This is a genomic window from Polaromonas sp. SP1 (assembly GCF_003711205.1).
Classification (GTDB): Bacteria; Pseudomonadota; Gammaproteobacteria; order Burkholderiales; family Burkholderiaceae_C; genus Polaromonas.
In genome coordinates this window covers 1352054-1373765 of record NZ_CP031013.1, presented here as the reverse complement: position 1 = coordinate 1373765, position 21712 = coordinate 1352054, and the positions used below count along the sequence as shown (strand labels likewise).

The following is a 21712-nucleotide window of genomic DNA, read 5'->3' as shown; positions in this document are numbered from 1 at the left end:
TGGGGTCTAGTTTAGAACGACCAGATGGCGCGGGCCGAGAGCTGATGGGCGAGGTAGTTGGCCTTGACTTCGGCGTCGTAGCGCAGCGAGATGGTCACGCCTTGCGCGGTGACTTTGCGCCAGCCGATGCCGAGCTGCAGCGCGTCGCGGCCCGGCCGTGTGCCCGCCATGGTGAAGCCCGGCCCGCCGGCCACAAACGAGGCCTTCACGTCTGGCGAGTTGGAGAACTCGTGCAGGTAACGCGCGCGCAGTTGCAGCGAGCTGTTGTCGGCCAGCGTGTGCGTCAGCTCCGTGCCCAGCACGGACTGCAGGCTGGTGGCGCTGCTGGAGCCCACACGCTGGGCGGCGGCGCTGCCGGTTTCGGTGTAGCCGTCGGTGGCCAGGTAGCCGACGCGGCCGCCCACCAGCCAGCGGCCGGACCACGACGGGTTGATGGCGAAGGGAAAGCCCGCCTCGACACGGCCGCCTGCCTGCCAGCCCTTGTAATCGCCCTTGGCGGTTTCGGTGAAGCCGCCGAAGCTCACCCGGCGCTCGCTCTTGTAGCTGTTGTAGCCGAGCAGCACCGACGCATCCAGCGTCATGCCGTCATTTGTCTGGCTGAAGTAGCCGCCCAGCGTGGCGGCGTTGACGCGGACCTCGTCGCCCTGTGCGTTGCCCTTGCCGTCTGTGCCGGCCTGGGTGTAGGCCAGCGACATGCCCATGACTTCGTTGGCCGAGCGGTCCGTCTCCAGGCCGGCGGCCACGCCGTAGGCATGGAGCTTGTAGGCGGGCGCGCCCGCGCGTGCGTCTTGCGTGCCCTGGCTGCCTGTGCCCTGCACCCAGCTGCGGCGGCTGGCGCCGTCACCGGCAGAAAGGCCGGTGGCGGCCTGCGCCAGCGGGCCGGAGCGCGCCGAGTCCATGCGGCCTTCCAGCGCTGAAAAGAGCGTTCCTGCCGCGAGCTGCGAGGCTTGCTGGGCGGTGCGGCTGGTGTCGGGCGCGAGTTGCGACAGCGCATCGCCGACGGCTTGTGTGGTGGGCAGCGCATCCAGCGCGGCGAACACGCTGGCGGCGCCGGCGTTGCCGCTTTGGCCCAGTACTTCCAGCGCGGCGCCCATGCTGCCCAGGCCGGACGGCGTGACGGCGCCCAGGGTGGTGGCGCGCTGCGCGTTCACCACCAGGTCGTTGCCGGTTCGGCCCAGCGTGTAGTTGACCAATGCGGTGTTGGCCACGACCAGGCTGGCGGGCGTGGCGGTCAGGCCGCCGGCGGCCGACATCACGGTGTAGGCGCCGTTGTTGACATAGCCGCGCGGAACCGGGCGGATGGTGGCGCCGTTGGCAATGGTGGCGGCGCCGGTGACGCTGATCTTGTCGGCGAGGTTGCCGGCGCCCAGGCCGGTCTCCAGCACGCCGGTGGCGCCCTGCGCGAAGGTGCCGGCGACGGTGATGGGGCGCAGCTCGGTGCCTGCCGACGCCTTGAAGGTGCCGTTGACGGTGAGGTTGCCCGACAGCGCCAGTGCGCCGTTGACCTGCAGGCTGGCGCCGCTGTCGACCTGCACATTCGCCACCGGGCCCAGGCCGTAGTTGAAGGTGGTGCTGCCGTTGCGCACGGTGAAGTTTTCAAAGCCGGTGACGGTGCCCGCTGCGAAAGTCTGCGTGCCGCCGGTCTCCAGCGTGTCGGTGCCCGCGCCGCCGTCGATGGTGCCGATGATGACGCCGCCGAAGAGCGAGGTGGTGTCGTTGCCGGCGCCCATGTCGATGGCCATGCCGTTCTTGCCTTCGATGCGGCCGTAGTTGATGAGGGTGTCGTCGCCGTCGCCCATCTGGATCGCCGCTGCCGGTGTGGTGCTGCCGTTCTGGTCGACGCGCACGGAATCTTTGCCGCCGGTGATCACGCCGGTGGCGTAGTTGGTGATGCTGTCGTTGAAGTTGCCGACCAGGCCGATGGCCGTGCCTTTTTCGGCGGTGATCGTGCCTTCGTTGAAGATCTTGGCGATGCCGCCGGTGGCCGTGGCGGTGCCGCGCCGCGCCGCAACCGCCGTGCCGTTGGCGCCGTCGTCGACCAGGATGCCCTTGGACTGCCCGAAGATCACCGCGCCGGCGTGGTTGATGATGGTGCCGCCGCCCGCGGCAATGCCGTCGGCGCCGTTGGGGTTGCCCCCCGAGTCGAAGCCGCCCGCGCCCAGGCCTTCGATGCGGCCGTAGTTCTCGACGTAGGCGATGCCGTCGATGTCCACACCGTCGCCGTCGCCGTTGCTGGTCGTGCGGCCCAGGCCTTCGTGGTCATACACCTTGCCGGCGCCGGCGTACTTGCCGGTGATGGTGCCGTAGTTGATGACGACGCCGTGGCCGTCCAGGCCCACGCCCGAGCCGTTGTTGCCGGTCAGCGTGCCGCCGGCGAAGTTGATGACGACAGGGTTGACGATCTTCACGCCCGAGGTGGTGACGCCGCCGACGACCTTGTCGAAGGTCACGCCGTTCGGGCCGGTGGCGGTGACGATGAGGCGGTCCACGCCGGCCAGGTTGGCATCGGCCGCCGCGGCGACCGGGTCGCCGCCGTCAACGCCGTGGCGCGGGCCGGTGATGCTGCCGTAGTTGAGGATGACGACATTGGAGCGGCCGTTTTCAATCGCCACGCCATCCGCGGCCGAGAGGTCGGCAGCGCACAGGTTCACCGGCGTTTTCAGGTAGTCGGGACAGCTGGTGTTGACGACACCGGTGGAAAAGATGCTGCCGTAATTGGTGAGCGTGAAGTTGCTGCCCAGGCGGATCGCGTCGTTGGCGTCGGAGCGGATGATGGCGGCCCTGTTGCTGGCGGAGCCGTTGATGACCTGGTTGTTGGTCGAGGTAAAGGCCGCGTCGGCCTTGATGGCGCGGCTGCCGCCGGGCGTGGTGCTCATCTGCCAGATGGTGCCCTGGTTGTTGATGATGTAGCTGCCGGGCGCACGGTTCACCCGTATCACTTCGCCGCCGATGGCGGTGATCAGCCCGCCGAGGTTGTTGGTGATGGTGAGGTTGGGCGTGCCGGTGTTGGCGTCGATGGTGCGGCCGGTGCCGGTCTGGCTGATGGTGCCGGCGTTGGTGATGGTCGAGGTGCCGGCGTTGACGGTGATCGCACTGGTGGCGCCGCTGGTGGTTAGCGTGCCGCCGCCGAGGACGACGCCTGCCGCGCCTGCGAGGGTTTTGCCGGCGGTGTCAGTGACGCCGGGGTTGACAGTGAATTGGGCGTGTGCCGGAAAGGCGAAGAGGGCCTGCAAGGCCACGACAACAGGGAGAGGGCGAAACCGGCGAACGTTTTTCATGCAGCACTTTGTTGGGGACAAAAGTGCTGATGGTGCGGGCCGAATGTGACGGACCGGTTAAACCGGGCCGATAGCGTGCCGCCAGGCTGGAACCGTTGTTTCCGTGACGAAGGCCGGGCCGGCCGGCGGCCCGTTGTGTCTTGACGATGCGCCTGTGCGGAGGAAATTTATAGGAAAAAGGCCGCCAGCCCAGGCGCATCTTGGACTTATAGCTATTAATTCGATAGCGTCGGGTAGTCGGTGTAGCCTTTTTCGCGGCCGCCGTAGAAGGTGTTTTTGTCGGGCGTGTTGAGCGGCGCTTTCACGCGCAGGCGCTCCACCAGATCCGGGTTGGCGATGTAGGGCTTGCCGAAAGCCACCAGGTCGGCGCCGTCGGCCACGGCTTGTTCTGCCAGAGCCTGGTCGTAGCCGTTGTTGACCATCCACGCGCCCTTGCCGCCCGCGTTGCGGTAGGCAGCTTTGAGCGCCTTGTAGTCAAACGGCCGGTCTTCGATTTCACGCGGGCCGCCGGTGGCGCCTTCAATGATGTGGATGTAGGCCAGGTTCAGCGTGGCGAGGTGTTTGACCACGTACTCAAACAGCGGCTGCGGAGCGCTGTCATGCACGTCGTTGGCGGGCGTAACGGGCGACAGGCGGATGCCGGTCTTGCCGCCGCCCACCGCGTCGGCCACGGCGCGGGTGATTTCCAGCAGCAGGCGGGCGCGGTTTTCGATGCTGCCGCCGTAGTCGTCGGTGCGCTTGTTGCTGCCGTCTTTGAGGAACTGGTCGAGCAAATAGCCGTTGGCGCCGTGGATTTCGACGCCGTCAAAGCCGGCGGTCTCGACCGCATTGCGCGCCGCGGCGGCAAAGGTGTGCACGATGCCGGGAATCTCGGCGGCGGTGAGCGCGCGCGGCTCGGAGGTTTCCACAAAGGTCGGCACGCCGCCCTCGATCAGCACCGTTTTGGTCTTGGCCGTGATGGCCGACGGCGCAACCGGTTTGCCGCCCTCGGGCTGCAGCTTGTTGTGCGAGACACGGCCCACATGCCAGAGCTGCACCACGATCTTGCCGCCTTTTTCATGCACCGCGTGGGTGACTTGTTTCCAGGCGTCGAGCTGCTCGGTGCCGTACAGGCCCGGCACGTCGGCATATCCCTGGCCCTGGTGGCTGACGGCGGTGGCCTCGGTGATCAGCAGCCCGGCGCTGGCGCGCTGGCCGTAATAAATCGGGGCGAGGTCCGTCGGGATGGCGTTGGGCGAGCGGTTGCGCGTCAGCGGCGCCATCACGATGCGGTTGGCAAGAGCCAGGTCACCGGCTTTGTTGGAGTCGAATAAGGTGGGCATGGTTCGGTCTTGAAGGTTAGAAGTTGTGGAAATGAAAACAGGGCCAGTTTGGCCCTGTTTGGATTGGTCCGCCCAACACGGGTTGCTGATTTCATGCTAATAGACAAGTCAGCCGGGCCCTTGTCCCCGATCCCGATCCCGAATCCGCTCCCGATTACCCCTTGTGGATGCGCCGAGGAGCGGAGGGCCAGACGGATCAGGGATCGCGTTGTTTGAGCGAAGCGAGTTTAGCGAGACCCCAGCTGGACCGAGCACCGCAGGTTGCCCGTAGCGAAGCGAAGGGACGCAGGAACCAGGGTCGCCTTTCTTTTGCTTACTTTTCTTTGGCGAAGCAAAGAAAAGTGAGTTGCCGCCGGCAACCCCGGCCCCTGAACCCAGCCCACCATCAGCGCCCCAAGAGGCCACTTACTTCAGCAGTCCTTCGTGTTTCATCGCGGCCTGAACAGCCGGCCGGGCCGCCATCCGCTCCCGAAACGCCGCAATATTCGCAAACCCCGAAATATCCACCCCCACCCGCGGCGCCCAGTTGGTCACCGTAAAGAGGTAAGGATCCGCCACGCTGAAGGCGTCGCCCATCAGGTATTGCTTGCCGGCCAGCTGGCCGTCCACCCATTTGAGGCGCGACAGCAGCTTGTCGATCACGATGGTTTTGTATTCGGCCGGCGTGGCGGCGTTGAAGAGCGGACTGAAGCCCTTGTGCAGTTCGGTGCCGATAAAGGTCAGCCATGACTGCATCTTGTAGCGCTCCAGCGTGCCGTTGGCCGGCGCCAGTTTTTTCTCGGGCACCTGGTCGGCGATGTACTGCACGATGGCCGGGCCTTCGGCGATACGGGTGCCGTCGTCCAGCTCCAGCAGGGGCACATAACCCAGCGGGTTGATGGTGTAGTAGTCGGTGCCGTCTTCCAGCTGGTGGGTTTTGGTGGGCGCCGCCACGTGTTCGAACTTCAGGCCTGACTCATGCAGCGTGATGTGGGGTGACAGTGAGCAGGCGCCGGGGGAGTAATAAAGCTTCATGGTGTCTCGTCCTTTATGTTGTGTGAAGAGGTGTGGCAGGAATGTTGCACAGCCCCCGATGCTAGCCGTATCGGCGGATGTTTGCTGCGAAAGTGGACCACCGGCGAGCCGCGGGCGGGCCACAATAGCCGGATGGCAAAAGTTTTCAAATGGGTGGTGTTTCTGGCGCTGGGGCTGATGGTGCTGCTGGCGGTGGTGATTTTTGCGTTGCACCGGTGGGTCAGCACCGAGGGTTTCGTGGAGCGCGTGGAGCGCGAGGCGACAGCCGCACTGGGGGTGCCGGTGGCGCTGGACCATGTGGCGGTCGACGTCTGGCCGCTGCCGGCGGTGGCGCTCAGCGGCATTTCGGTGCAGAGCAAGCCGGCCATCACGGTCGAGCGCGTGGAAGTGCGGCCGCAGTGGCAGCCGCTGCTGCAGGGCCGGCTGGTGGTGTCGACCTTGCTGGTGCGCCGGGCGGTGCTGCCGCAGCAGGGCATAGACGGCGTCTTGCTGCTGTTGCAAAAGAAAAAACCGGCCGCCGCCGCTGCGCCCGCACCGGCCCCGTCCGCCGCGCAGCCGCAAAGCGCGCAGACTGCGCGAATGGACTGGCTGCCGCGCCGCACCGTGCTGGACGAGGTGACCTGGATCAGCGCCGCCGGTGCGCGCACCACGGTGCAGGCCGATGCCCGCTTCGGCGACGACGGGCTGCCCGACAGCGTGGCGCTCAAGCTGCTCAAGGGCAACCTGCAGGGCCTGGAGGCCAGCCTCAAACGGGAAGAGGCCAAAGCCGGCGCCGCCGGTGACGAATGGGCGCTGCGTGTCGACGTGGGCGGCGGCAAGGTCGAAGGCACGCTGGGGCTGAAGAAGGTGCCCTCAGGGTCAGCCGCCAGGCCCGGCGAGGAACTGCAGCTCAACGGCAAGCTGCAGACGCGCGACGTCGAGGTCTCGGCGCTGACGGCGCCCAGCAAGTCGCTGACCGGCCTGCTGGAGGCGGGCACCACGCTCAGCTCCCGTGCGGCGACGACGGGCGCGCTGGTCGATGCGCTGCAAAGCCAGACGACGTTTACCGTGCGCAATGCCGTGCTCCAGGGCATTGACCTGGCCAAGGCCGTGAAAACGGTGGGCCTGAGCCGCGGCGGCCAGACGCCGCTGGACACCCTGGCGGGCCAGGTGCACACCCAGGGCAAGGCGGCGCAGCTGACCAACCTGGTGGCGAGTTCGGGCGCGCTGAGCGCCACCGGCAATGTGGCGATTTCACCCGCCAAGGCGCTGAGCGGGCAGGTCAGCGTGAACCTGGCAGGCGACAGCAAGATCGGCAGTGCCATCGGCGGCGCGGTGGGGGTGCCGCTGATGGTGGGCGGTACGCTGGACAACCCGGAAGTCACGCTGTCGCGCTCGGCGCTGCTGGGCGCGGCCATCGGCACGGTGCTGATGCCGGGCGTGGGCACCGGCGCGGGCGCCAACCTGGGCAACCGTATCGGCGACGGGATTAAAGGTTTATTCGGCAAATAAGGCTGCAGCCTTTATAAATGCTGGGCCATGCGCTCCTGAATTCATAGCGCTTTACCTTCGCTGCGCCCTTGTCCTACAGCGGCTAGCGGGCGCTGCTGATGGGTCGCCGGCCGGCGTACTTTTAGCATCAAGCCATCACCGCGCAGGCTTTGCGCCGGTGACTTCAACGGAGGCCAAGATGCTCAAGTACGCGATTATTTTTGCGATCATTTCCCTGATTGCCGGTGCCCTCGGCTTCGGCGGTGTGGCGGCGGGTGCGGCAGGCATTGCCAAGATCCTTTTCGGCCTGTTCCTGATTCTGGCGGTCATTTTTGTGGTGCTGGCCGCCTTGGGCGTGGGCGCCGCCAAAAAGGCGCTGAAGTAAATGCTGCCTCGCCTGGGCACTACGGACAAAGCGGGCGGGGCCAGCATGGCTTCGCGCTTTCGGCAGCGGCTGTTCCAGCCCTGGAACGGGCCGCGCCCGCCCACGGCCTCGCAGCCGCTGGCGCCCATCGCCCAGAAGAAGATGACCTTCCAGGCCAGCATTGCCGAGTTTTTGCTGGTCAACCGCCTGCGCGCGCGCAAGCGTGCCGAGCCGTCCGCCGATGTGCTGGAGCGCGCGTCGCACATTGTGTTTGTGACGTGCAAGAACTGGTTTGCCACGCCGCAGCGGGGCCGCCCTGATCACCGCTCCCACCTCTAATCCTCCATCTCTTCACCCGGCCGTTTTGGCCCTCACTGGTTTTGCCCCATGCACACTGCCCTGATTGAATCCTTGCTGGAATACGAGGTGAACAGCACGGCGCATTTCCTGTTCAACATCGAGACGGCCTTCCATGACGGCCACCATGTGCTGGAAGAGCGGCTGACGATCACGCCCAGCATGAAGGTGCGCCATTTTTGCGATGAGCGCAGCGGCAACCGCTTTATCCGGCTGGACGCGCCCAAGGGCCTGCTCAGCATCAATTACCGCGCGCAGGTGGAGCTCAAGCCCCTGGCGGTGCCGCTGCACCTGGACGAAACGCCGGTGACGGGCGTGCCCGACGATGTGCTGCGCTACCTGATGCCCAGCCGCTACTGCGAGTCCGACGTGATGAGCCGCGCGGCGCAGCAGCTCTTTGGCCAGCTGCCGCCCGGCATCGGCCGTGTGCGCGCCATCGAGAACTGGATTTACGAGTCGATTTATTACTTGCCCGGCTTCAGCAACTCAACGACCACGGCGCAAGAGGTGTTTGTGCAGCGCGCGGGTGTCTGCCGCGATTTTGCGCACCTGGGCATCACCATGTGCCGCGCCCTGAACATTCCGGCGCGGCTGGTGGTGGGCTATGTGCATTTTGACGAGCCGCCGCAGGACTTCCATGCCGTCTTCGAGGCCTGGCTGGAAGACCGTTGGGTGCTGTTTGACCCGACGCGCATGGCGCCGATCGACCGGCTGGTGCGCGTGGGCACCGGGCGCGACGCCAAAGACGTGGCCTTTGCCACCATCTTTGGCGATGTGCGCATGACGCGCAAGGAGCTGACGGTGGACGAAGGCGATGTGACGCCCCCGCACGCAGACACCGCCGCGCCGCCCACGCTGACGGTGGTGACTGCCTAGGCGTTCGCTACTGCTGGCGCTGGTTTCCGCTTGAGCACCAGCAAGCCAAACAGCGTGGCCGTGACATACATGCTGAACGAATAAATCGCCGCGGGCAGGGCCAGCTGGAAGTTGTTCAGCACGGCCAGCGCGATGAAGATCGCCAGCGTGGCGTTGTGGATGCCAATCTCGTAGCTGATGGCGGTCGAGATCGGTTTGTCCAGCCCTGTGGCGCGTGCGACGTAGTAGCCCGCCAGCAAACTCACCAGGTTAAAGGCCAGCACCGCAGGGCCGATGGCGGCAAAGCCGCCGCTGAGCGCCGCCCATTCCTTGACGACCGCACCCACCGCCACGACGACCAGCACGATGATGCTGAAGATCTTGGTGGGGTTCTCGCTGCGCGAAGCCCAGCCCGGCCGCACCGTGCGCAGCCACATGCCGATGGCCACCGGCACCAGCACGATGACGATCACTTCCACCACCTTGCCGAACTGCAGCGGCACGACCTGGCCGGTTTTGGCAAAAGTGTTGATGGCCCAGTTGGCGATCACCGGCATGGTGACGATGGACAGCAGGGTGTTGATGGCGGTGAGCGAAATGTTCATCGCCACGTTGCCGCCGAAGAGGTGGCTGAACAGGTTGGCCGAGATGCCGCCGGGCGAGGCGGCCAGCAGCATCAGCCCCACCGCAAACACCGGTGGCACATTGAGCGCCACGATGATGGCGTAGCAGGCCACGGGCAGCACGATGACCTGCAGCACCAGCGCCACCACCACGGCCTTGGGGTACTTGAGCAGGCGGGTGAAATCCTCGACCTTGAGCGTCAGGCCCAGGCCCAGCATCACCAGCGCGAGCGCGACGATCAGCAGTTGTGCAACAACAGGGGAGCCGCTCATGATTTATAGCTTTCGTCGAGTTTGTCGAGCTTGCGGATCAGCGAGGGCCAGACAAAAGCCCCGCCCATGCCGCCGGTCTGCACACGCATGGCTTCGGCCACGCCTTTGACAATGAGCGGGTTGACCTGCGTGAGCTCGCCGCCGGCTTGCGCGTCGAGCTGGATGCGGCAGGTGTTCTCAAAGGTGTACATGCTGAGGAAGGCGTCGGCAATGGTTTTGCCGACGACCAGCAGGCCGTGGTTGCGCAGCATCAAAAAGTTGGCGTGGCCCAGGTCGGCCTGCAGGCGCGGCTTTTCGTCGTCGCGAAAGGCCACGCCTTCGTACGCGTGGTATGCCAGCGAGGCCAGCACAAAGGTCGACTGCTGGCTGATGGGCAGCACGCCGCACTTCTGCGCGCTGACGGCCACACCGGCGCGGGTGTGGGTGTGCAGCACGCAGCCGGCGTCGGCGCGCGCCTCATGCACGGCGCTGTGGATGACGAAGCCGGCCGGGTTGACCGGGAAGGGCGAGTCGATCACCTTGTTGCACTGGCCGTCGACCTTGACCAGGCTGGAGGCCGTGATCTCGTCGAACATCAAACCGTAGGGGTTGATGAGGAAATGGTGCTTGCCCGCGCCCGAGACCGACTCGGGCAGCTTGGCGCTGATGTGGGTGAAGACCAGGTCGCTCCAGCCGTAGAAGGCGACGAGGCGGTAACAGGCGGCGAGGTCGCAGCGCAGCTGCCATTCCTCGGCGCTGACGACTTCTTTGAGGGAGGGGATGTGCATGGGTTGTCTCCGATGGTTTGAATAGAACAAGGTGCTCTTCGGCACATGGTGCTCACGATACGTGGGTGCTTGACGGGGTACTGTCAAAAATTTGACAATTGGCCGCATGCCTATCGTTCCTGCGACACCTTCATCGCCCGCCGCGCCTTCCATGATGGCCCGCATGTCGGCCAACCCTTGGTTTGGCGCGCTGCCGCTGGCGGACCGGCAGGCCTTGCTCGCATCCAGCGAAGTGTTGCGCTTGCGGCCTGGCGAGATGCTGTTTCGCCAGGGCGATGCGCCGGGCGGGTTTTATGGGCTGCTGGACGGCCTGCTCAAGATCTCGTCGCTGCGGGAGGACGGGCGCGAGGCCATCCTGGTGGTGCTGGAAGCCGGCAACTGGATCGGCGAGATTTCCTTGATGGACGGCGAGCCGCGCACGCATGACGCCACCGCGCAGTCCGCTGTGGAAGTGCTGGTGGTGCCACAGCCGGCCTTTGCCGAGCTGATGGAGGGCGCGCCGTTTGCGCGGGCGATTGCGGGGCTGCTGGCGGTGCGTGTGCGCTCGCTCTACGGCATGGTGGAAGATGCGGCGCTGCGCTCCACCCGCGCCCGCGTGGCACGCCGCCTGCTGCTGCTGTCGCGCGGCGACGCCACGCTCGCGCCCAAGGCGCGGCCGGTGGTGCCGGTGTCGCAAGAGGCGCTGGCGATGATGCTGGGCGTCAGCCGGCAGACGCTGTCGGTCGAGCTCAAAGCCATGGTGCAAGGGGGCGCGATTGCGCTGCGTTACCGCTGCATTGAGATCGTGTCGGCTGCGAAGCTGGAGGCGCTGGGCAACCTGTCGCGCTAGCTTTCGCTTCGCGTCAGTGCAGGCCGGGCCGCGTCGCGCTTTCCAGTTGGGTCAGCCAGACCATCGCGCTGCCCGCGTCGGCCCCGCACATCTCGGCAGACGCCATGAGTTGCCCGCACACCGCAGGCCTTTCGGGCCGGCCGAAGATCAGGCAGCGGTTGGCGTCATCGAGCTGCACGCAGCGCACACCGGCCGGCTTGCCGAGCGGCATGCCGGGAATGGCGGAGCTGATGGAGGGTGCGATGCAGCAGGCGCCGCAGCCGGGTCGGCAGTTCATGGTGAGATGGAGTTGCTATTAAAAATATAGCTGCAGGTGGATGACCCATAAGGGCTGGAGCCCGATTTGGTCAATAAAAACTGAGGAAGTCCGGGAGAGGTGAACCCTTATTGTCGCCGGTGCTCAATCCGGCTTGATCTTGGCCCGCGCCGCCACTTCCTTCCAGCGCGCCTGCTCTGTCTTGATAAATGCGCCGTACTGCGCAGGCGTGTCGCCCACGGGCAGGGCGGTGTCGCCGCGCAAACGCTCGGTGGCTTGCGGGTTGCGCATGGCTTTGTTGCAGGCTTCGGCGATGCGGTCGATGTGGGCCTGCGGCATGTTGGACGGCGCATTCAAGCCGTACCACTGCGTCATCTCAAAACCGGGGTAGCCGCTTTCGGCCACCGTAGGCACGTCGGGCAGCTGGGGCAGGCGCTCTTTGGTGCCGGTGGCAATGCAGCGCAGCTTGCCGGATTTGATGTGGCCCAGGATGGCGGGCGCGCCCACGCTGGCGGCCTCGAGCCGGCCGGCGAGCAGGTCGGTCAGCTGCGGGCCGGTGCCGCGGTAGGGCACATGCAGCACAAAGATGCCGGTGGCCATCTTCAGGTATTCAAACGCCAGGTGGCCGGCGCTGCCGTTGCCGGCGGAGCCGTAGTTGAGCTGCCCGGGTTTGGCCTTGGCCAGCGCGATGAATTCCTTGAGGTTGTTGGCCGGCACATTGGCATTGACGACGTACAGGCTGGGCACCTTGGCCAGCAGCGAGATCGGCTTGAAGTCGCGGTTGGTGTCGAAGGGCAGCTTGTCAAAGATGAAGGGGTTGACGGCCATGGTGCCGATGTGGCCGAGGATGATGGTGTGGCCGTCGGTGGAGGCGGCGCAGTCCTGCATGGCGATGTTGCCGCTGGCGCCGGGTTTGTTTTCGACAAAGACGGTCTGGCCCAGGCTTTTGGTGAGCTCGTTGGCGGCCGAGCGCGCGACGATCTCGGAGCTTCCGCCGGGCGCAAACGGCACCAGCAGGCGGATCGGTTTGCTGGGCCAGGCGGACTGCGCGTGGGCCGAACTGAGCAGGCCCGGAAATGCGGAAGCCGCGGCCAGTGCGCCGGTGGCCTTGAGGCCGAGTTGAAGTGCGCTGCGGCGGGTGCCTGCTTGTTTCATGGTGTCTCCTCGGTCGTTTGTCGGGGGCTCAGAAGGACGCGTCAAAGCGTTCGCGCGCGGCCTGCAGGCTCTGGTGGTTTCGCTCGGCCCAGTTGTCCAGCGGGATCAGCGTTTCGCTGAGCGATTCGCCCAGCGCACTGAGTTGGTATTCGACATGCGGCGGCACGGTCTGGTGGTCGGCGCGCAGCACCAGGCCGTTGCGCACCAATTCCTTCAGCGTTTGCGTCAGCATCTTTTGTGAAATCCCTTCGATCTTGCGCATCAGCTCGTTGTTGCGCACCGGGCCGTCGGCCAGCGCCGGGATGACCAGCAAGGCCCATTTGCTGGCAACGAGCTCCAGCGCCTGGCGCGAGGGGCAGGCCTGGCTAAACACAGTTGAGCCGTCGGTGGGTGGGTCGGAATGAATTGTCATGGTTACCAAAAGGTGCGTACTTGCCGATCAGTAATCGTAAACCTAAGCTGGCGGCTCTTCAATCCTCATCACAGAAAGACTCCGATGGCCTGGCTCTATTTACTCGCTGCAAGCATTGTTGAAATCGCAATGGCCTTGTTCCTCAAATCCTCCGAAGGCTGGACGCGCCTGTGGCCCAGCGTGCTGGGCGTGGCCGCGGCCGGCGCCAGCATTTTCTTTTTGACGCATGCCGTCAAAACCCTGCCGGTGGGCACAGCCTACGCCATCTGGACGGGCATTGGCTCGGTCGGCGTGACGTTGATCGGCATCCTCTGGATGGGCGAGAGCGCCTCGGCGCTGCGCCTGACCTGTGTGGCGCTGGTCGTGGCCGGCATGGTGGGTTTGCGCCTGCTCGATGGCGCGGCTTGATCACGGCATGACCCGGAGAAACACATGACACATCTCGTTTACATCGAAGCCTCGCCGATGCAGGCTGGCGCATCCACATCCAGCGCCGTCGCCGCGGCCTGGCTGCAGGCGTACCGCGACGCGCATCCTGGCGACACCGTCGACACGATTAATGTCTGGGACATCGACCTGCCGCCGTTTGACGCCGACATGATTGCCGCGAAATTTGCCGTGCTGCGTGCGCAGAATGCGACGGCCCAGCAGCAGGCGCTGTGGGCGCGCGCGGTGGCGGTGTCGCAGCGCTTTAACGCGGCCGACCGTTATCTCTTCAGCCTGCCGATGTGGAATTTCGGCATCCCCTACCGGCTCAAACATTTCATCGACGTGGTGACGCTGCCGGGGCAGAACTGGCGCTGGTCCCGGCAGGCCGGCTACGAGGCGCTGCTGCCGGGCAAAAGTGCGACGCTGGTGTACTCCAGCGCCGGTGCGTATCCGCTGCCGCCCGAGGAAGACGATTCGGATTTCCAGAAGCCGTATATGCGGCGCTGGCTGCAGTTTCTGGAGATTGAAGTGACGGCGGAGATCAGCGCCGCGCCGACGCTGGTGCCGCCGGAGGAGCTGGCGGCCGTCAAAGCTGCGGCGGTGGTTCGCGCAGAAGATCTGGCGCGGCGCTAGAACCCGTCTGCCGCTGTTGTTGGCGGAAGGCGTTAGGAGTGCAACCCAGCAATTCGCGGAATGACGCGATATAGGCCGCCGGGCTCTCGAACTGCGAGGCATGCGCGATGGTCTTGATGGGCGCGTCTGAGGCCAGCAGGTCGAGCGACGAGACAATGCGCGCACGTTGCCGCCAGGCGCGAAAGCTCAGTCCCACCTCGGCCGTGAAGCGGCGGGAGAAGGTGCGCTCGGACATGGTGGCGGCGGAGGCGAGATGGTGAAGAGGAAGCTGCCAATGCCGCGTTTCCAGCATCAGCGCAAGTGCACGCCGCAGACCTTCACTGGCCGGCATGGGCAGATGGGTGGGCAGGCTGGGCGTCTGCTGCAGCGTGTGCAGCAGAAGGGACACCATCAGTCGGTGCGTGGCGTGGTCAAACCCGCCGTCGAAAAGGCCGAGCACCAGTTCCCTGATCAGGGGTGATGCGGCCACGGCATGCACTTCGTCCCTGCGGACAAAAGATTCGCACTGTGCGATCAGCGTCGGCTGGCAGTACACCGTGCGCATCTCGGTGTTGGAGATCACATGGATGGCGTGCGAATGCCCGGGCGGCACCCACAGCGCCCGCTGGGGCGGGACGGTCCACCGCGCCAGCGGCGTTTCGACCAGCATCACGCCGGTAATGGCAAACACCAGCTGGCCGGTTGGATGCTGATGGCGGCGCAGTTCGGTGCCGGCCGGGTGGGTTTTGGCAAGGGTCGCCCACAGGCCCGCATCCTGGCGCTTGGACGATGTTTGTTGGCGTTCTGGCTCTGACATGCCGTCCTATTATGAAGGCCGAACCATCACCCAGACCTTTCACCATGCACACTGACACCCTTCTCATTCACTCGGGCCGCGAGACAGCCAAAGCCGCCCAGGCCATCAACCCGCCGCTGGTGCGGGCCTCGACCGTGGTCTTCGAGACCCTGGCCGATTACAAGCATGCGCATCACCAGACCGTCTTCGACTCACCGCGCTACGGGCGGTCGGGCACGTCGACCACGTTTGAGTTGCAGCGTGCGATGGCCGCACTGGCAGGTGCGCAGAGCTGCCTGGCCACGGCCAGCGGGCTGGCGGCCATCGTGGCGGTGCTGAGCGCGCACGCCGGCCCCGGCAAGCATCTGCTTCTGAATGAGAGCGTGTATGGGCCGACGCGCATCTTTTGCGACAAGGAGCTGGCGCCGCTGGGCACCACCGTCGAATATTTCCCCGAGGGCGCGGACATCGCGCCCTACCTGCGGGACAACACGAGCCTGGTGTTGATCGAGACGCCCGCCTCATTGACGATGCAGATGCTGGATGTGCGCGCGGTGTGCGCGGCAGCGCGCCGCCGCGGCATTGCGGTGGCGTCGGATTCCACCTGGGGCACGCCCTTGTTCTTCGACGCCCATGCGCTGGGTGTGCATATCTCGATCCACTCGGCCACCAAGTTCATCAGCGGGCATTCGGACCTCATGCTGGGGCTGATCACGGGTTCACTCGACGATCTTGCCGGCATCCGGAGTTTTTGCGATCGCAGCGGGGCGCACGCGGCACCCGACGTGTGCTGGCTGGCGCTGCGCGGCCTGCGCACGCTCGCGGTCCGTTTGCCGCGCCACCAGCAGACCGCGATGGCCATCGCGCAGTGGCTGCAGCAGCAGCCCCAGGTCAAGCGGGTCATGTTCCCCGCGCTGCAATCCGATCCGGGCCATGCGCTGTGGCGTGAGCAGTTCTCCGGTGCTGCCGGGCCGTTTACCTTTGAACTGGCGCCTTGCAGCGAAACCGCATTTGCGGCGTTCATCGACGCGTTGCAATTGTTCAGCCTGGGCACGAGCTGGGGTGGTTATGAAAGCCTGGTGCTGCCGGCGGTTCCCTACCACCTGCGAACCCTGAGTGTGCTGCCTGACGAGGGCCGCCTGGTGCGCTTGCATGTGGGACTGGAAGACCCCGAAGATTTGCGCGCCGACCTGGCCCAGGCGCTGAGTTGTCTTTGAGTCGTTAAGCCGCCAGGCGCTGGCTGGCAAACAGCACCTGGTCGATCACGGCCTGCACATTCTTCAGGTGCGCTTCATCCAGCAGCTTGCCCTCCGCGTCAAAAGCGGTCCCCGCGCGGCCCAGGGCAAACGCCTTGGGCGCGACCCAGCATTGCGCGTTCAGCAAGAGCGGCACCAGGTGGCTTTGCGAACGGAGGCCGCCGAGGGCGCCGGGCGAGGCGCTGAGCACGCCCACCACTTTGCCGGTGAAAGACTTGAAGCCTTCGTGCCAGGCCGGGTCGCTCTTGACGGGGCTGGACACCCAATCAATCGTGTTTTTGAGCAGGGCGGTGTAGCTGCCGTTGTATTCGGGCGAGCAAATGATCCAGGCCGGGTGCTCGTACATGATCTGCTTGAGCTTCATCACGTCGGCCGGCGTGCCCTTGGCTTCGAGGTCGGCGTTGTACATCGGGATGTCGAAGTCGGCCAGCTCGATGTGGGTGACCTCGGCGCCGCTGGCGCGCGCCAGGGCGGCGGCGGCATGGGCGAGTTTGCGGTTGAAGGAGTTCTGGCGGGTGCTGCCGGCGAAGATCAGGAGTTTTTGGGGGGTGGTCATGGGGTGATTTCACCACAGGGTGTGGGGTGAAGTCGCGAAGCCAGCCCCGGCGTACAAAACCGGCTAAAATGTACAAAATTCTTTAATTTGTACAAAATGCGCACCATCCCTCTCAGTGAATTCCGGGCCCACGCGTCCGCCATGGTTGATTTGGTCGAACAGGGCGAAACCGTCCGCATACTCCGGCACGGCAAGCCAGTCGCCGAGCTGGTACCCCTGAAAGCCGAAGAAGACGCCGCCAAAGTGCCCAGCTGGAAAACACCGTTTGAGCCGGTGGTCCTGCCGCCTGGCGTGTCGCTGTCGCAGGCGGTGCTGGACGAGCGGAATGAATCGCCATGGTGAAGCGCTTGCAGGCCGCGTATGTGGCGCAGTCCGCCGGCAGCGCCACCCGGGCGGTGGCGCGGGACGGTGAAGCGCGGCTGATGTTTGATGCCTCGGCGCTGACCAAACGCTATGCCAGTGAAGCCGGGCGTGACCGGGTGCTTATGTTGTTTGGGGCGGCCAGCGAGTTGCTGGTGGCGGCACATTGCAAGACCGAAGTGGCGTCGGCGCTGCTCAGGCGCCGGCGCGACGGCAGCCTGCCCGCGCAGGAGTTCGACCGCGCCTGGGCGGCGGCGCAGCGCGATGTGGCCGACATGACGATGGTGCCGCTGGACGCGCATGTTGAGCGCTTTGCCTTTGCCGCGATGGAGCAGGGCCCTTTGCGCGGCATGGATGCCTTGCATGTGGGCAGCGCGCTGGCCAGCCGGGTCGACCTGTTCGTCACGGCAGACAGGCGCCAGGCGCAGGTGGCGCGCGGCATGGGCCTGGCCACTGAATTGATAGAGAACTGAGGTTGGATATGTTTTACCCGCAAGAATTTGACGTGATCGTGGTCGGTGGCGGCCATGCCGGCACCGAGGCGGCCCTGGCTTCGGCGCGCATGGGCTGCAAGACTTTGCTGCTTTCGCACAACATCGAGACGCTGGGCCAGATGAGCTGCAACCCGTCGATAGGCGGCATCGGCAAGGGCCACCTGGTCAAGGAAGTCGACGCCCTAGGCGGCGCGATGGCGCTGGCGACCGACGAAGGCGGCATCCAGTTCCGCATCCTGAACAGCTCCAAGGGCCCGGCCGTGCGCGCCACCCGGGCGCAGGCCGACCGGATTTTGTACAAGGCGGCCATCCGCCGCAAGCTGGAGAACCAGCCCAACCTGTGGCTCTTCCAGCAAGCCGTCGATGACCTGATGGTGGAGGGCGACCGGGTGGTCGGCGCCGTGACGCAGGTCGGCATCCGCTTTCGCTCACGCACGGTGGTGCTGACGGCCGGGACTTTCCTGGACGGCAAGATCCATGTCGGGCTGAACAATTACTCGGCGGGCCGGGCGGGCGACCCTCCGGCGGTGTCGCTCTCGGCGCGGCTCAAAGAACTCAAGTTGCCGCAAGGGCGGCTCAAAACCGGCACGCCGCCGCGCATCGACGGCCGGACGATCGACTTCAGCAAATGCACCGAACAACCCGGCGACGGCATGCCCGGCGGCATCGAGGGGCCGGTGCCGGTGTTCAGTTTTATGGGCGGCGGCGTGGCCCACCCGCAGCAGATGTCTTGCTGGATCACCCACACCAACGAGCGCACCCACGACATCATCCGTTCCGGTTTTGACCGCAGCCCGATGTTCACCGGCAAAATCGACGGCGTCGGCCCGCGTTATTGCCCCAGCGTGGAAGACAAGATTAACCGCTTTGCCGACAAGGAAAGCCACCAGATTTTCCTGGAGCCCGAGGGCCTGACTACCCACGAGATCTACCCCAACGGCATCTCGACCAGCCTGCCTTTTGACATTCAGTATGAGCTGGTGCGCTCCATGGCCGGAATGGAAAATGCCCATATCCTGCGCCCCGGCTACGCGATCGAGTACGACTACTTCGACCCGCGGGCGCTGAAGTCGAGCTTTGAAACCCGGGCGATTGGCGGCCTGTTCTTTGCCGGCCAGATCAACGGCACCACCGGTTACGAGGAGGCCGCGGCCCAGGGCTTGTTCGCCGGCGTCAATGCCGCGCTGCAATGCCAGGGCAAGGATGCCTGGCTGCCGGCCCGCAACGAAGCCTACCTCGGCGTGCTGGTGGATGACCTGATCACCAAAGGCGTGACCGAGCCTTACCGCATGTTCACCAGCCGGGCGGAGTTCCGCCTGATGCTGCGCGAGGACAACGCCGACATGCGCCTGACCGAAAAAGGCCGTGAACTGGGCCTGGTAGACGACGCCCGCTGGGACGCCTTCAACCGAAAGCGCGACACTGTTTCACGTGAAACAGCCCGGCTTCGGGCGATCTGGGTCAACCCCAACAACCTGCCGGTGGCTGAGGCCGAGCGCGTTTTGGGCAAATCCATCGAACGTGAGTACAACCTGCTCGACCTGCTGCGCCGCCCCGATGTGAACTACGCCGGGTTGATGTCGCTGGAAGAGGGCAAATACGCCAACCCCGAACTCGCGGCCGAAGCTGCCGCCAGCGACGACATGGCCAAAAGTGTGATCGAGCAAATCGAGATCACGGCCAAATACGCCGGTTATATCGACCTGCAAAAGACTGAAGTCGAGCGGGCCGCACACTACGAGAACCTGAAACTCCCGGCCGACTTGGACTACCTGCAGGTTTCAGCCCTGAGCTTTGAGGCGCGCCAGACCCTGGCCAAACACCGGCCCGAAACCTTGGGGCTGGCTTCGCGCATCTCGGGCATCACGCCGGCGACCGTGTCTTTGCTGCTGGTACACCTGAAGAAGAACCTCTGGAAAAACACGGTTCCGCTCCAGGCTGCCGGTGCTTCCACCGAAAAAGCCCAAGCCTGATGCGGGGCGGTGAACAGGAATTGCGCGCCGGCCTCAAGGCGCTGCAACTGGATCTGGGCGACGCCCAAGTCGCGCAGCTGCTGGATTACCAGGACCTGATCGGCAAATGGACCAAGGTGTACAACCTGACGGCCGTGCGCGACCCGGCCGAAATGATGACGCACCACCTGCTCGACAGCCTGGCGGCGGTCTTGCCTTTGCGCCTTTATCTGCAAAAAACCGGCTTGGGGCAGGGCGCCCGTTTGCTGGATGTGGGCTCCGGCGCCGGGCTGCCGGGTGTTGTGATGGCGATCTGTTGCCCGGAAGTTGCCGTGACCTGTGTGGACACCGTGGCCAAAAAAGCCGCCTTCATCAAGCAGGCGGCGCTGGCCTTGAAGCTGCCCAACCTTTCCGGCTTGCACGCCCGGGTCGAAACCATCACCACGCCGTTTGATGTGATCTGCTCCCGGGCCTTCGCTTCGCTGGTGGATTTCACCCATTGGTCGGTCGATGCCTTGGCGCCGCAAGGCGTCTGGATGGCCATGAAAGGCAAGCACCCGGTCGACGAAATGGCGGCCTTGCCGCCCGGCGTCGACGTGTTTCACGTGGAACAGTTGCAGGTTCCGGGGCTGGACGCCGAGCGGTGTATTGTCTGGATGCGGCCAAAACCCGCAGCCGCGCCGGCCTGAAAACCGGGGCCGGGTGCCGGGCCCGTTGTTCGGGCACCAAAAGAATCCCTCGCGAACAGCAAATCGGCCCTGATCGGGCCGGTTTGTATTTCGGCGGCACACCCCTGTCGTAAACTCACTGCCTCACTTCTCTCTACTTTCTGGAGAACCTCCATGTTGGGCTCATTCGTCGGCATCGCCGACTACGGTGCTTTTGTCGTCGCCATCATTGTCTTTTTGCTGATTCCCGGCCCGGGCAACCTGGCGCTGATCACCTCGACCAGCAAAGGCGGTATCGCGGGCGGCCTGGGTGCGACTTTCGGTGTCATCGCCGGCGACCAGGTCTTGCTCTGGGCGGCAGTCGCCGGGGTGTCGGCCATCATGGCGGCTTACCCGACGGCTTTTCATATCGTCCAGTGGGCGGGTGCGATTTACCTGGCTTTTCTGGGTATCAAAATGCTGATGGCCAAGCCCGGCGATGCGCCGCTGCTCAACATCAAGCCGCGCCACTACTTTCAGCAGGCCATGATGATCACCTTGCTGAACCCCAAGGCCATCGTGTTTTACATGGCGTTCTTCCCGCTGTTTGTCGACCCGGCCCAGCACCAGGGGCTGAAGACTTTTGCCGTGATGGCAGCCACCATTGCCGGGCTGACGTTTCTCTATGGCCTGTGCTCGGTGATGATCACTTATCACCTGGCCGAACGCATCCGCGCCAACCCCAAAATCACGTCCATCCTGAACAAGCTGGCGGGCGTTTTCCTGATCGGCTTTGGCTTGAAGCTGGCTGTTTCCAAGTAACTCTCCGCATAACTAGAAGAACAACTGATGGCAAAAATATTCTGTGTCGCCAACCAAAAGGGCGGGGTAGGGAAGACGACAACGACGGTCAATCTGGCGGCCGGTCTGGCCAAAGTCGGCCAGCGGGTGCTCATGATCGACCTGGATCCGCAAGGCAATGCCACCATGGGATCGGGTGTCGACAAGCGCAAGCTGGAGATGACGGTTTACGACGTGCTGCTCGAATCGGCCTCGGTGCTGGAGGCGCGGGTGCACAGTGAAAAGTGCGGCTACGACGTGCTGGGCGCCAACCGCGAACTGGCCGGCGCAGAGGTTGAACTGGTCGACGTCGAGCGCCGCGAAAAGCGGCTGAAGCTCGCGCTGGCCGAGGTCGACAGCCAATACGATTTTGTGCTGATCGACTGCCCACCCTCACTCAGCATGCTGACGCTCAACGGCCTGTGCTGCGCGCACGGCGTGATCGTGCCGATGCAGTGCGAGTACTTTGCGCTCGAAGGCCTGACGGACCTGGTCAACACCATCAAGCAGGTGCATGCCAATCTCAACAAGGATTTGCAGATCATCGGCCTCTTGCGCGTGATGTTCGACCCGCGCATCACGCTGCAACAGCAGGTGAGCGACCAGCTCAAGGAACACTTTGCCGACAAGGTGTTCAACACCGTGATCCCGCGCAATGTGCGCCTGGCCGAGGCCCCCAGCTACGGCCTGCCCGGCGTGGTGTTTGACCCGGCCTCCAAAGGCGCGCAGGCCTTCATCACCTTTGCCGAAGAAATGGTCGACCGCATCAAGGCCATGTGAGCCGGCCTTCGTCCG

General features: G+C 65.0%; 24 protein-coding genes. 14 read left to right on the top strand and 10 right to left on the bottom strand.

The annotated features are described in order from the left end of the window. Positions 1-11 precede the first annotated feature (11 nt). The 3 genes from DT070_RS06595 to gstA all read right to left on the bottom strand — a co-directional run bounded on the left by DT070_RS06595 (position 12) and on the right by gstA (position 5614). Positions 12-3278: an autotransporter domain-containing protein gene (locus tag DT070_RS06595; RefSeq protein WP_164483725.1), complete on the bottom strand. Its 3267-nt coding sequence runs from the start codon at positions 3276-3278 to the stop codon at positions 12-14. 215 nt (positions 3279-3493) lie between these two features. Further along, on the bottom strand, positions 3494-4600 hold the full coding sequence (locus DT070_RS06590) for an alkene reductase (protein WP_122954671.1): 1107 nt from the start codon (positions 4598-4600) through the stop codon (positions 3494-3496). 405 nt (positions 4601-5005) lie between these two features. Next, on the bottom strand, positions 5006-5614 hold the full coding sequence (gene gstA / locus DT070_RS06585) for a glutathione transferase GstA (protein ID WP_122954670.1): 609 nt from the start codon (positions 5612-5614) through the stop codon (positions 5006-5008). Positions 5615-5746: 132 nt separating this feature from the next. Here gstA and DT070_RS06580 point away from each other — a divergent pair, with 132 nt between their 5' ends. From DT070_RS06580 to DT070_RS06565, 4 genes are all read left to right on the top strand, one after another. Beyond that, on the top strand, positions 5747-7105 hold the full coding sequence (locus tag DT070_RS06580) for an AsmA family protein (protein WP_122954669.1): 1359 nt from the start codon (positions 5747-5749) through the stop codon (positions 7103-7105). 178 nt (positions 7106-7283) lie between these two features. After that, the gene (locus tag DT070_RS06575) at positions 7284-7469 is read left to right on the top strand and encodes a DUF1328 family protein (protein WP_122954668.1); all 186 of its coding nucleotides are present in this window, start codon (positions 7284-7286) and stop codon (positions 7467-7469) included. Beyond that, positions 7470-7787 carry a hypothetical protein gene (locus tag DT070_RS06570; protein ID WP_122954667.1) on the top strand — a complete coding sequence of 106 codons (318 nt, stop codon included), beginning with the start codon at positions 7470-7472 and terminating at the stop codon, positions 7785-7787. A 48-nt stretch (positions 7788-7835) separates the two neighbouring features. Continuing rightward, complete coding sequence (locus DT070_RS06565) at positions 7836-8681, top strand: transglutaminase family protein (RefSeq protein ID WP_122954666.1); 846 nt, start codon at positions 7836-7838, stop codon at positions 8679-8681. Here the strand turns inward: DT070_RS06565 and DT070_RS06560 are convergent. Together DT070_RS06560 and DT070_RS06555 are read right to left on the bottom strand one after the other, a co-directional pair. Further along, positions 8678-9556, bottom strand: coding sequence for a bile acid:sodium symporter family protein (locus DT070_RS06560; protein ID WP_122954665.1), 879 nt, complete (start codon positions 9554-9556; stop codon positions 8678-8680). The genes DT070_RS06565 and DT070_RS06560 overlap by 4 nt on opposite strands. After that, complete coding sequence (locus DT070_RS06555) at positions 9553-10323, bottom strand: class II aldolase/adducin family protein (protein ID WP_122954664.1); 771 nt, start codon at positions 10321-10323, stop codon at positions 9553-9555. Before DT070_RS06555 ends, DT070_RS06560 begins: the two co-directional genes overlap by 4 nt. Positions 10324-10429: 106 nt before the next feature. Between DT070_RS06555 and DT070_RS06550 the strand changes: the two genes are divergently transcribed. Further along, positions 10430-11152, top strand: a complete 723-nt coding sequence (locus tag DT070_RS06550; RefSeq protein ID WP_228778553.1) for a Crp/Fnr family transcriptional regulator — start codon at positions 10430-10432, stop codon at positions 11150-11152. 13 nt (positions 11153-11165) lie between these two features. Here the strand turns inward: DT070_RS06550 and DT070_RS06545 are convergent, their stop codons facing one another. The 3 genes from DT070_RS06545 to DT070_RS06535 all read right to left on the bottom strand — a co-directional run bounded on the left by DT070_RS06545 (position 11166) and on the right by DT070_RS06535 (position 12975). Continuing rightward, entirely contained in the window at positions 11166-11429 is a 264-nt protein-coding gene (locus tag DT070_RS06545) for a YkgJ family cysteine cluster protein (protein WP_122954663.1), read from the bottom strand. A 123-nt stretch (positions 11430-11552) separates the two neighbouring features. Continuing rightward, positions 11553-12563 carry a tripartite tricarboxylate transporter substrate binding protein gene (locus DT070_RS06540; protein ID WP_122954662.1) on the bottom strand — a complete coding sequence of 337 codons (1011 nt, stop codon included), beginning with the start codon at positions 12561-12563 and terminating at the stop codon, positions 11553-11555. Between the two features lie 28 nt (positions 12564-12591). Then, positions 12592-12975 (bottom strand): helix-turn-helix domain-containing protein, encoded by a 384-nt coding sequence (locus DT070_RS06535; RefSeq protein ID WP_122954661.1) that lies wholly within the window; start codon positions 12973-12975, stop codon positions 12592-12594. Between the two features lie 84 nt (positions 12976-13059). Here DT070_RS06535 and DT070_RS06530 point away from each other — a divergent pair, with 84 nt between their 5' ends. Together DT070_RS06530 and DT070_RS06525 are read left to right on the top strand one after the other, a co-directional pair. Further along, on the top strand, positions 13060-13383 hold the full coding sequence (locus tag DT070_RS06530; protein WP_122954660.1) for a multidrug efflux SMR transporter: 324 nt from the start codon (positions 13060-13062) through the stop codon (positions 13381-13383). Positions 13384-13407: 24 nt separating this feature from the next. Then, the gene (locus tag DT070_RS06525; protein WP_122954659.1) at positions 13408-14037 is read left to right on the top strand and encodes an FMN-dependent NADH-azoreductase; all 630 of its coding nucleotides are present in this window, start codon (positions 13408-13410) and stop codon (positions 14035-14037) included. Here the strand turns inward: DT070_RS06525 and DT070_RS06520 are convergent. Next, complete coding sequence (locus tag DT070_RS06520) at positions 13991-14833, bottom strand: helix-turn-helix transcriptional regulator (protein WP_122954658.1); 843 nt, start codon at positions 14831-14833, stop codon at positions 13991-13993. The two genes, DT070_RS06525 and DT070_RS06520, sit on opposite strands and share 47 nt — an antisense overlap. Before the next feature lie 44 nt (positions 14834-14877). Between DT070_RS06520 and metC the strand changes: the two genes are divergently transcribed. Then, on the top strand, positions 14878-16029 hold the full coding sequence (gene metC, locus DT070_RS06515; RefSeq protein ID WP_122957287.1) for a cystathionine beta-lyase: 1152 nt from the start codon (positions 14878-14880) through the stop codon (positions 16027-16029). 4 nt (positions 16030-16033) lie between these two features. Here the strand turns inward: metC and DT070_RS06510 are convergent, their stop codons facing one another. Continuing rightward, complete coding sequence (locus tag DT070_RS06510) at positions 16034-16624, bottom strand: NADPH-dependent FMN reductase (RefSeq protein ID WP_122954657.1); 591 nt, start codon at positions 16622-16624, stop codon at positions 16034-16036. Positions 16625-16720: 96 nt separating this feature from the next. Between DT070_RS06510 and DT070_RS06505 the strand changes: the two genes are divergently transcribed. The 6 genes from DT070_RS06505 (at position 16721) to DT070_RS06480 (ending at position 21697) form a co-directional block, all read left to right on the top strand. Further along, positions 16721-16966, top strand: a complete 246-nt coding sequence (locus DT070_RS06505; protein WP_092130076.1) for a type II toxin-antitoxin system Phd/YefM family antitoxin — start codon at positions 16721-16723, stop codon at positions 16964-16966. Beyond that, positions 16960-17457: a type II toxin-antitoxin system VapC family toxin gene (locus DT070_RS06500; RefSeq protein ID WP_122954656.1), complete on the top strand. Its 498-nt coding sequence runs from the start codon at positions 16960-16962 to the stop codon at positions 17455-17457. The genes DT070_RS06505 and DT070_RS06500 overlap by 7 nt, the downstream gene beginning before the upstream one ends. Before the next feature lie 8 nt (positions 17458-17465). Continuing rightward, a complete protein-coding gene (gene mnmG / locus DT070_RS06495) occupies positions 17466-19451 on the top strand; it encodes a tRNA uridine-5-carboxymethylaminomethyl(34) synthesis enzyme MnmG (RefSeq protein WP_122954655.1) in 1986 nt (661 codons plus the stop codon). Further along, positions 19451-20119 (top strand): 16S rRNA (guanine(527)-N(7))-methyltransferase RsmG, encoded by a 669-nt coding sequence (gene rsmG / locus DT070_RS06490; protein ID WP_122954654.1) that lies wholly within the window; start codon positions 19451-19453, stop codon positions 20117-20119. The genes mnmG and rsmG overlap by 1 nt, the downstream gene beginning before the upstream one ends. Positions 20120-20272: 153 nt before the next feature. After that, a complete protein-coding gene (locus DT070_RS06485; RefSeq protein ID WP_122954653.1) occupies positions 20273-20899 on the top strand; it encodes a LysE family translocator in 627 nt (208 codons plus the stop codon). Between the two features lie 27 nt (positions 20900-20926). After that, positions 20927-21697: a ParA family protein gene (locus DT070_RS06480; protein ID WP_122954652.1), complete on the top strand. Its 771-nt coding sequence runs from the start codon at positions 20927-20929 to the stop codon at positions 21695-21697. Positions 21698-21712 lie beyond the last annotated feature (15 nt).